Source organism: Salidesulfovibrio brasiliensis JCM 12178 (assembly GCF_001311825.1).
GTDB classification, from domain to species: Bacteria; Desulfobacterota; Desulfovibrionia; order Desulfovibrionales; family Desulfovibrionaceae; genus Pseudodesulfovibrio; species Pseudodesulfovibrio brasiliensis.
Window position 1 is genome coordinate 36,885 of sequence record NZ_BBCB01000016.1, and the last position, 8,184, is coordinate 45,068.

Below are 8,184 nucleotides of genomic sequence, written 5' to 3' on the forward strand. Positions count from 1 at the left end.
GAAACTCCTTGAGAACAGATGGTCAGGGTGCAGGGGCCTGATCGAGCACGGCCTGTGCCGCGCCGTAGAGGCCGCTCAGGCCGTTCCGGTTCAGGCGGACCTGTACGGTCTCCATGAACTCCGCGTATTCGTCGTCGCCGATGAAGGCGTCCCGGAAGGCTTCGTGTGTTACCAGCACCGGGTTGTGACCCGCCACGCCGCCGCAGATCACCATGCCGCCGAGGCAGTAGGTGGCTATGGCCCAGTTTCGGCAGACGCGGCCGTAGAAACGGGCGTGGGTTTCTGCCACCGGGCCGTCAGGGTCGAGACGGGTTCCGGCTTGTTCCGGCGTGACTTTTTCGCCAAGCAGGAATTCGTGCAGCAAGGCCAGTCCGCCGCCTGTTACAATATGGTCGCCGGTGCAGACTTTCACGCCAAGGCGTTTTTCACGAACTCGGCGTAGCGCAGTTCCTCGGCATCGAAAAAGGGGAAAGGCAGGTGCCCGCCTTCGGAACGCATCGGAACCCGTCCGGTGCCGCAGGGGACGAGCGCGGAGTGCCCAAGGCCGGTCCCCGCGCCAATGACCGCTATGGTCTGCGCCGGGTCGGGGGTGCCGTCGAAGATGGTCTGGGCCGAGTTCATGACCGGGGTGAGGCAGGCCCGGGCCTGTGCCTCGAAATCGTTTATGAGCTGAAAGCGTTCGGACCACGGTCCGGCGTCGCGCACGTCCGCGTCCCATGAGACGTTGGGGAGCATGGCGCGGCCGTCGTGAATGCCGCCGGGAACGGCGAACGCCGCGCCTGAGCATTCTGCGGGACTTTTCGGAAAGCCCATTTCCCCTGCCTCGCGCAGAAGCGCTGCAAAGGACGGGAACTCCCGGACCGGAACGGTCTCCACGCGAAGCGGGACCGGATTGCCGGATTCGATGCCGAACAGGCCGAAGCGAGCGGAGGTGCCGCCGATGTCGGCCGTGAAGATGGGTTTTGCGGTGGTGTCGTTCACGTCGGGAAGGGTACCATAATGGTCCGAAAAGAAAAGTCCGGAACCGACAGTCTTTGCCGGGCGGGTCAGGCGCTGAATGAGACGACGTTGTTCTTGAACTGGCGTACAGCCTCGGCTGCGCTGCTGCCGCCGTCAATCTCGTGCATGGCCTGGCTGTGCAGCATGCGGGTCACGTCCATGGGGCTCGGGATGACCATGAACTGTCCGGCCTCGGCCCACTTCTCGCCGCGCAGGTGTGAGAGAGCCCAGCGCAGGGTGTGCCCGTGGAAATATCCGGGGTTGGCGATGACGAGCATTGCCTTGCCGCGTCCGTCGAGGGCGCGTTCGCGGAAGGTGACCTTGCGTTGCGGCACGGAAAGGAGCGGATATGCGGTGTGCAGGAACGCCTTTCCTGCCTGTGCGGCGCGGATGCGGAAATCCCAGTCAGGATACACGGCGTCCTCGCGGTATCCGCCGAGTTCCTGGAAGAGCGCGGCGCGGATGCAGACGGACGGGCCAAGCGCCTCGCGCTCGCGCAGGCGGTCCTCGTCGAATGCGCCGACCCTGACCACTCCGGACGCGCCGCGACCGCTCGAGGCGGACATGCGCACGTAGTCCGAGTAGATGATGTCGGCTTCGGGAACGTCCTTTGCGGCGTCAAGCATTTCGCCGAGGAAGCCCCTGTCCAGACGGAATTCGGGGGTGACGAAGTGGAGCAGGTCGCCTTCGGCCTGCTTTGCGGCGGCGTTTCGGATGGCGGGGGTGGTGGCCTCTTCGTCGGTTGCGACGGTTCTTACGGGGCAGTTCACCACAGCCTGCCACATGCGGGCATCGGCGATGACGCGGGAAGGGCCTGCAACGAGGATTTCAAGAGCCTCGACACCGGCGCGCTGGAGCGCGATGGACTGCAGCAGGCGCGGCAGCATCGGGTGCTCCTCGGTGAGCGCGATGATGAATGAGGCTCCAAGTCTTCCTCGCATGAGCAACCCTTCCATGGGTTTGGGGCATGGCACGTCCGTGTGCGCAATTCGCCGTCTTCGTGTCAATCTTATCGACGGCAACAGGGATATCTTTAGGGGCTGATGCAAAAAAGCTGTGATTCGTGATAGCCGGGCGGGTTGCTTGAACCATATCCTTTGCGTATACAGGGAAAAGCATTGGAATTTCACGGTTGGCCATTCGAGAAGACGACGGAGGGAGTTGTGGCGGTTTTCAAGTGCCCTGCCTGTGGTTACGAAAAGCTGGTTCCTGAAGGAATCGAGGGGCGTCCTGCCCGTTGTCCGGAATGCGGCATGGCCGCAGTGGTCACCGATGCCGGGCAAGATGGCACCAATCAATCTGCCGGTGTGGTGATTGATCTTGAAAACGTCGAACTTGACCAGTCGACGCTGGACTCCGTGGTGTGCAAGAACTGCGAGCACATTCTCGAATCTTGCGATGAAAACGACGGCATCTGTCCGGAATGCGGCGATCCCGTCTGTGTGCCAGATCCCGAAGTCAGCGAGGAAGAGATAGACCTCAGCGATTTTGAAAGAGACAGCGGCGAGACATGGGAGCATCCGGACACGGATGACCATCAAGCAGTGGGAGAAGGATTCGAGGAGGAACTGGTCGAACGCGCCTCGACTCAGGGGCGTTTGCTTCGCGGCGGGTTTGCCAACAATGTCTTTGCCGGTCTTGTGGCCGGTCTTCTCGGTTACATAGGCGCACTGTGCATGGGCCTGCTTACAGGGTCGCAGGTGCCCGACGGCCTGTTCCTGCCTTTTTCCGCGTCAATGGCGTTGGTTGCCGCCACGCTCGGCGGTTTTCTGTTCTCGCTGCGCAGCCGTCTTCCCTTTGCGCTTGCCGGGCCGGAATCCGTCATGTGCGGCGTGCTGTTCCTGTACGTCGGTTCGCTTTACAGCACGATGAACGGGGTGGCCCCGCCGGATGCTATCGTTCCGACACTGACCGCGGGGGTGGTGGTCGCCACTGTCGTGACCGGGCTTTCTCTTTATGCGCTTGGCCGTCTCGGGGCGGGCCTCTGGGTGCGGTTCACTCCGGTGCAGGTTGTTTGCGGCGTGGTGGGTGGAGTCGGCGTTTTCATCATGCTGGCCGCGCTGTGCATCATTACCAGCGAGGGCGGTATGCCCCACGGCATCCTGCCGGGGGTGCACATGCTTCGCATGACCTTCGATCTTTCTGCCGGGCCGCTGCGCTGGGGACCGCCGCTGCTGCTGGGCATCCTGTTGTTCCTGCTGTCTTTCCGCTTCAGCAAGGGGCCATGGCTGCTTGTTGTGCTGGGGCTTTGCATCATTGGTGGGCAGGCTGTGCATGTGTGGCTCCCTGAGCCGGTGCTGCTTAAAATCTTCGAGCCGTTCTCCATGCCAGTGGATGCCGAAGCATTTCATGCCACCATCCTGAAGGCCGGCTTCTGGGGGTCTGTCGAATGGTGGGTCATTGTGGACCACGCCTATTACATCGGAGCGCTTATTGCCCTCGGCTTCATAAAGGTTATGTACCGGGGCGCGCTTCTTGAGGCGGTCAGCCCGGTGGCCGAAGACGGAACCGACGACTTCGAGGCCATGGGGCTGGCCAACGTCGGGTCGGCGCTGCTGGGGGGGATGCCGGTCTCCTTCAGCCGTAGCCGCAGCCTTGGCAATCTGGCTCTTGGTGGGGGCGGCGCACTTTCCGGCATCATTGCCGCGCTCATTTGCGGCGGGCTGTATCTGGCCGGAGACATTCCGGTTACAGCGTTGCCGCGTTTCGTCCCCGAGGGGTTGCTTTTCTATTTCGGCCTGTCGTTGGTCTTCGACTGGATGATTCGTGGCCGGACCGCTTTCAGTCGCCGCGACGATGTGGTCGGCATGGTTGTGGTCTTTCTGATCACGCTTGTTCTCGGCGTGGTCATCGGTGTCGGCTTTGGCGTGGCTTTCGGTGCGCTGATGTCCATTCGGCGGTTCAGCCGCGAAGGCGGCATCCGAACCGAGCTTTCCGGGGCAGTCTACCACAGCAACGTGGACCGAGCTCCGGCACAGGCGCGCCTGCTGCGCGAGGTCGGCGATCATATCCACGTGATCTGCCTCAACGGCTTCGTCTTTCTTGGAAGCATGGAGAAACTTGTGGAGCGCGTCCGCTACCGTACGCTGGATCAGGAACGGCTGGACGTGGAGTTCCTTGTGGTGGATTTCGGAGGGGTCACCGGTTTTGCCACCTTCTCCAACCTCGGGTTCGGCAAGTTGCGGAATCTCGCGCTGGACGAAGAGCTGAACGTCGTGTTCACGCGCGTGCCGCTGGAGCTTGAAGAATATCTCGCCAAGAGCGGGTTCGCCACCAACGACATGGAAGGATCGTTCAATCTTTTCATGGACCTTGATTTTGCGTTGGAGTGGTGTGAAAACCGCCTGCTTGAGGCCGAGGGCATTTCGCAAAAGAATTCGGGCAGTCTTCAGGATATGTTGGCCCCGTTCCTGCCCGATCCACGCTATGCGCAGGCGCTTGGCAAGATCATGAAGCGGCTGGAGGTCAACAAGGGTGATATTCTCTTCAGGCAGGGCGATCCCTCCGACACCATGTATTTTGTGGAGAAGGGCGCGCTGGAAGTGGAGATGGAGAAGGACGGTCGCAAACACCGCCTCAAGAAGGTCGGCCCGGGCGCGGTTGTTGGAGAAATGGGTATTTACACCGCGTCGCCTCGTTCCGCCACGGTGCGGGCCTCGGAAGACAGTGTACTCTACCTGTTGACCCGCAAGAAGCTGGAACTGGCCGAGCGCAAGGTGCCCAAGCTTGTGACCGTACTCAATCGCTTCCTCATCAATCTCATGTCCGAACGCCTTGCCGAGGCGAACCGGCGTAATCGCGATCTTATGTGACGGGCGTAAGCTGCTCCACGTATTCCCGCAGGGCGTCTCTCCAGTGTCTTGGAGTGACGCCCGTTTTTCCCGTGAATTTCGTGGTGTCGAGCACTGAATAGGCGGGGCGGGTCGCCTTGGTCGGCCACTCCGAGGAGGAGATGGGCTCCACATTGCACTCGATTCCCGCCATGGCGACAGCCGCGGAGGCGAGGTCGTGCCATGTTGCCACGCCCGTATTGCAGAGATGGTAGACGCCGAGGGCGTCCTTCTTGATAAGTTCAAGGGTGTTGGCGGCGAGGTCCGGGGTGTAGGAGGGCGAGCCGGTCTGGTCCGCCACCACGGTGAGGCGGTCGCGTTCGGCAGCCAGTTCCAGTATGCGCTGGACGAAATTCATCTTGCCCGGCCCGAATAGCCACGAAATGCGGATAATGAGCGTGCGCTCGTAGTCGAGGTCCATGAGTCCCTGTTCGCCGCCCGCCTTGCTGATGCCGTAGATGGACACGGCTCCGGGTTTCTCGTGTTCCTGATAGGGTATGTTGGCGTTGCCCCGGAATATGAAATCCGTGCTGTAGTGGACGAAGAGCGCGCCCACCCGGGAGGCCTGCGCCGCCAGCAGCGGCGGGACCGTGGCGTTCAGGGCGAAGGCGTCCTCCTCCTTGTCTTCGGCAAGGTCTACCTGAGTGTATGCAACCGCGTTGAACACCGCGTCAGGCTTGAACTCTTCGATTATTCGTCTGACCGATTCCTGATCGAGGACATCCACTTCGTCGCGTGATGGGGCGATGACTTCCGCGCCAGCCTCTTGCAGGGCCTTGACCAGCGACTGGCCGAGCAGGCCGGTCCTGCCGCCGAAAACCACGGCCTTCATCGTGTTGATGAGCATCAGGAGCGCTCCTTGTACCATTCATCCATGAAGTTGCGGTACGCGCCGCTTTGCACCGTCTCCAGCCATTCGGTGTTTGCCTCGTACCATGCGATGGTCTTTTCCAATCCTTCGCGGAAACCGAGCGTGGGCGCAAACCCGAGCTCCTCGGCCGCCAGCGAATAGTCCATGGCGTAGCGGCGGTCGTGGCCGGGTCTGTCCTTGACGTAGGTGATGAGCGATTCGGGCTTGCCGAGCACGGCGAGGATGGTTCTGACCACGTCGATATTCGTCTCTTCCGCGTCGCCGCCGAAGTTGTATGCCTTACCGTCACGACCCTTGAGCAGCGAGAGTTCCACGCCGAGGCAGTGGTCTTCCACCCATATCCAGTCGCGCACGTTCATGCCGTCGCCGTACACGGGCAGGGCCTTGTCCGCCTTGGCGTTCAGGTAGATGAGCGGGATGAGCTTCTCGGGGAACTGGTACGGCCCGTAATTGTTGGAGCAGCGGGTGACGACCATGGGCATGCCGTAGGTCTCGAAGTATGCGCGGGCCATCATGTCGGCCGATGCCTTGCTTGCGGAATAGGGGCTGTTGGGCGCCAGCGGCGTGGATTCGGTGAACTTGCCGTCCGGGCCGAGGGTGCCGTAGACCTCGTCGGTTGAAACGTGCACGAAGCGCGAAATACCGGTCTGGCGGGCACATTCCATGAGATTCTGCGCGCCCTGAATGTTGGTGGTCACGAACGGGGTCGGGTCGTTGATGGAGCGGTCCACGTGGGACTCGGCGGCGAAGTTGACCACCGCGTCGAGGTGTCCGTCCTCCATGAGCGAGGTGACCAGTTCGCGATCGCAGATGTCGCCCTGTACGAACTCGTAGCGCGGTTCGTTTTCCTCAAGGTCCATGAGGTTGAGTCGGTTGCCCGCGTAGGTGAGCTTGTCGAGGTTGACGATCTTCCAGTCGGGATGCTTGGCGAGCATCATGCGGATGAAATTGGTGCCGATGAAGCCGCAGCCGCCGGTAACGAGTATCTTCATGCCTATTTCCTGAGCTGGCTTATGTGATTATGGCCTCGATTCTCTTACTAGGGCCGGAAGGAAATAACAAGTATCCGCTATTAAGGGATGGAGCCGCTGACCGCCAACGCCTGATAGAGCAGGATGCCCGTGGCCGTGGACTGGTTGAGGCTTCTGACTTCGCCCCAGATGGGGATGCGCACGTGCTCCCGGAACCTGTCGAGGACAGCGGTAGGGATGCCGCGCGTTTCCGGCCCGACCATGATGGCGTCGTCCGGCTGGAAGGCAAAATCGTGCAGCAGGGTGCCTTCGCGGGCGCTGGAGCAGACCACGCGACAGGGCACGTTATCCAGAAAATGATCGAGGTCGGGATGGACCGTGACGTCCACATGCGGCCAGTAGTCCAGCCCCGCGCGCTTGAGGTATTTGTCGTCAAGAGAGAACCCCAGCGGCTCGATGAGGTGCAGCGGGGTCTTGGTGGCCGCGCACAGCCGGGCGATGTTGCCGGTGTTGGGCGGTATTTCCGGTTCGTAAAGGACGATTCGCATGCGCGGGAAGATACCCGCGAGCGGCCTAGACGTCCACTTTGATTTCGGCCTTGCCCGGAGCAAAGCCCTTGAGCGTGCTCAGCATGCCCCGCACAGTGGCCGCGATCATCTTTTCCACGAACGGGTTCGTACCCAGCGGCGTGCCGTTGATGGTGATTTCGGCGGCAGCGGTGAGGGAGGCGCAGTCCTGAACAGTGGCTTCGCCCGCGACGATCTCCGTGGCAAGGCTCCTGCAGTCCGGGCGGCCACAGGCTTCGCAGTCCAGCGCGGGCAGCACGAAGCCGCGCTCCAGCACGATGTCGGCCAGCTCTTTGGGGTCGCGCGTGGAGGGAATGCCCGGAATCTCGAAACGCCCGAAGACCGCCACGGCCAGTTCGGGGCTGAGCCAGTCGATACCTTCGGCGGGCTCCTCGTCCAGCACCAGCACGCGCGGCATCCAACCGAGGTACTTGCCGCCTTCCACCACCATGAACTCCGCATCCATGAGCGGCAGCAGGTCGATGAGCGGGCGGACCTTGGGCCAGACCGCAAAGGACTCGTTGGGACCGAAGCCCAGAACGCCCGAACAGATTTCCGCGTACCGTGCGGTGTCCGTGTCCTGCCTGTCGAAGCCGTGGCTGGAGTGCTTGGCTGCGGCCACCTGAATGCCGCGCTGCCTGAGTTCCGAGCACAGGGCCAGACCGAGGGTGGTCTTGCCCGCCTTCTTGGGACCGACGATGGAAACGGCGTTCATGGAATTCTCCCTCAGGGTGTCTTGCTGTTCACGATTTTTCCGCGCTCCATGCGGATGATGGAGTCACAGGCCGCTGAAAGCCAGTTCATGTCGTGGCTGACGATGACGAGCGTGGTGCCGAACTCGTTTCTTGCCGAGAGGGCGGCCTCGCGGATGGTCTCCGCGCTGGCTTCGTCAAGGCTTGCTGTGGGCTCGTCGAGCAGCAGCAGCGCGGGACGGATGGCCAGCCGCG

General features: G+C 62.0%; 8 protein-coding genes and 1 pseudogene. 1 reads left to right on the forward strand and 8 read right to left on the reverse strand.

Features of this window, described 5'->3' with window-relative positions; translation table 11 throughout:
* Positions 1 to 22 precede the first annotated feature (22 nt).
* From JCM12178_RS20260 to JCM12178_RS06590, 3 genes are all read right to left on the reverse strand, one after another.
* Positions 23 to 412 (reverse strand): glucokinase, encoded by a 390-nt coding sequence (locus JCM12178_RS20260; protein ID WP_054649847.1) that lies wholly within the window; start codon positions 410 to 412, stop codon positions 23 to 25.
* On the reverse strand, positions 409 to 981 hold the full coding sequence (locus JCM12178_RS20265; RefSeq protein WP_054649849.1) for a glucokinase: 573 nt from the start codon (positions 979 to 981) through the stop codon (positions 409 to 411). The genes JCM12178_RS20260 and JCM12178_RS20265 overlap by 4 nt, the downstream gene beginning before the upstream one ends.
* Positions 982 to 1,046: 65 nt before the next feature.
* Positions 1,047 to 1,940, reverse strand: a complete 894-nt coding sequence (locus tag JCM12178_RS06590) for a glycosyltransferase family 2 protein (RefSeq protein ID WP_054649858.1) — start codon at positions 1,938 to 1,940, stop codon at positions 1,047 to 1,049.
* Between the two features lie 222 nt (positions 1,941 to 2,162).
* Here JCM12178_RS06590 and JCM12178_RS06595 point away from each other — a divergent pair, with 222 nt between their 5' ends.
* Positions 2,163 to 4,811: a cyclic nucleotide-binding domain-containing protein gene (locus tag JCM12178_RS06595; protein ID WP_054649851.1), complete on the forward strand. Its 2,649-nt coding sequence runs from the start codon at positions 2,163 to 2,165 to the stop codon at positions 4,809 to 4,811.
* Here the strand turns inward: JCM12178_RS06595 and rfbD are convergent.
* The 5 genes and pseudogenes from rfbD to JCM12178_RS18635 form a co-directional block, all read right to left on the reverse strand.
* Positions 4,804 to 5,676 carry a dTDP-4-dehydrorhamnose reductase gene (gene rfbD / locus JCM12178_RS06600; RefSeq protein ID WP_172677078.1) on the reverse strand — a complete coding sequence of 291 codons (873 nt, stop codon included), beginning with the start codon at positions 5,674 to 5,676 and terminating at the stop codon, positions 4,804 to 4,806. The genes JCM12178_RS06595 and rfbD overlap by 8 nt on opposite strands.
* Positions 5,676 to 6,692 carry a dTDP-glucose 4,6-dehydratase gene (gene rfbB, locus JCM12178_RS06605; RefSeq protein ID WP_054649853.1) on the reverse strand — a complete coding sequence of 339 codons (1,017 nt, stop codon included), beginning with the start codon at positions 6,690 to 6,692 and terminating at the stop codon, positions 5,676 to 5,678. Before rfbB ends, rfbD begins: the two co-directional genes overlap by 1 nt.
* A gap of 80 nt (positions 6,693 to 6,772) precedes the next feature.
* Positions 6,773 to 7,219 (reverse strand): tRNA (cytidine(34)-2'-O)-methyltransferase, encoded by a 447-nt coding sequence (locus tag JCM12178_RS06610; RefSeq protein ID WP_054649855.1) that lies wholly within the window; start codon positions 7,217 to 7,219, stop codon positions 6,773 to 6,775.
* A 25-nt stretch (positions 7,220 to 7,244) separates the two neighbouring features.
* On the reverse strand, positions 7,245 to 7,952 hold the full coding sequence (locus tag JCM12178_RS06615; protein ID WP_054649857.1) for a molybdopterin-guanine dinucleotide biosynthesis protein MobB: 708 nt from the start codon (positions 7,950 to 7,952) through the stop codon (positions 7,245 to 7,247).
* Between the two features lie 11 nt (positions 7,953 to 7,963).
* Positions 7,964 to 8,184 (reverse strand): annotated as a pseudogene (locus JCM12178_RS18635) (ABC transporter ATP-binding protein); the annotation flags it as partial.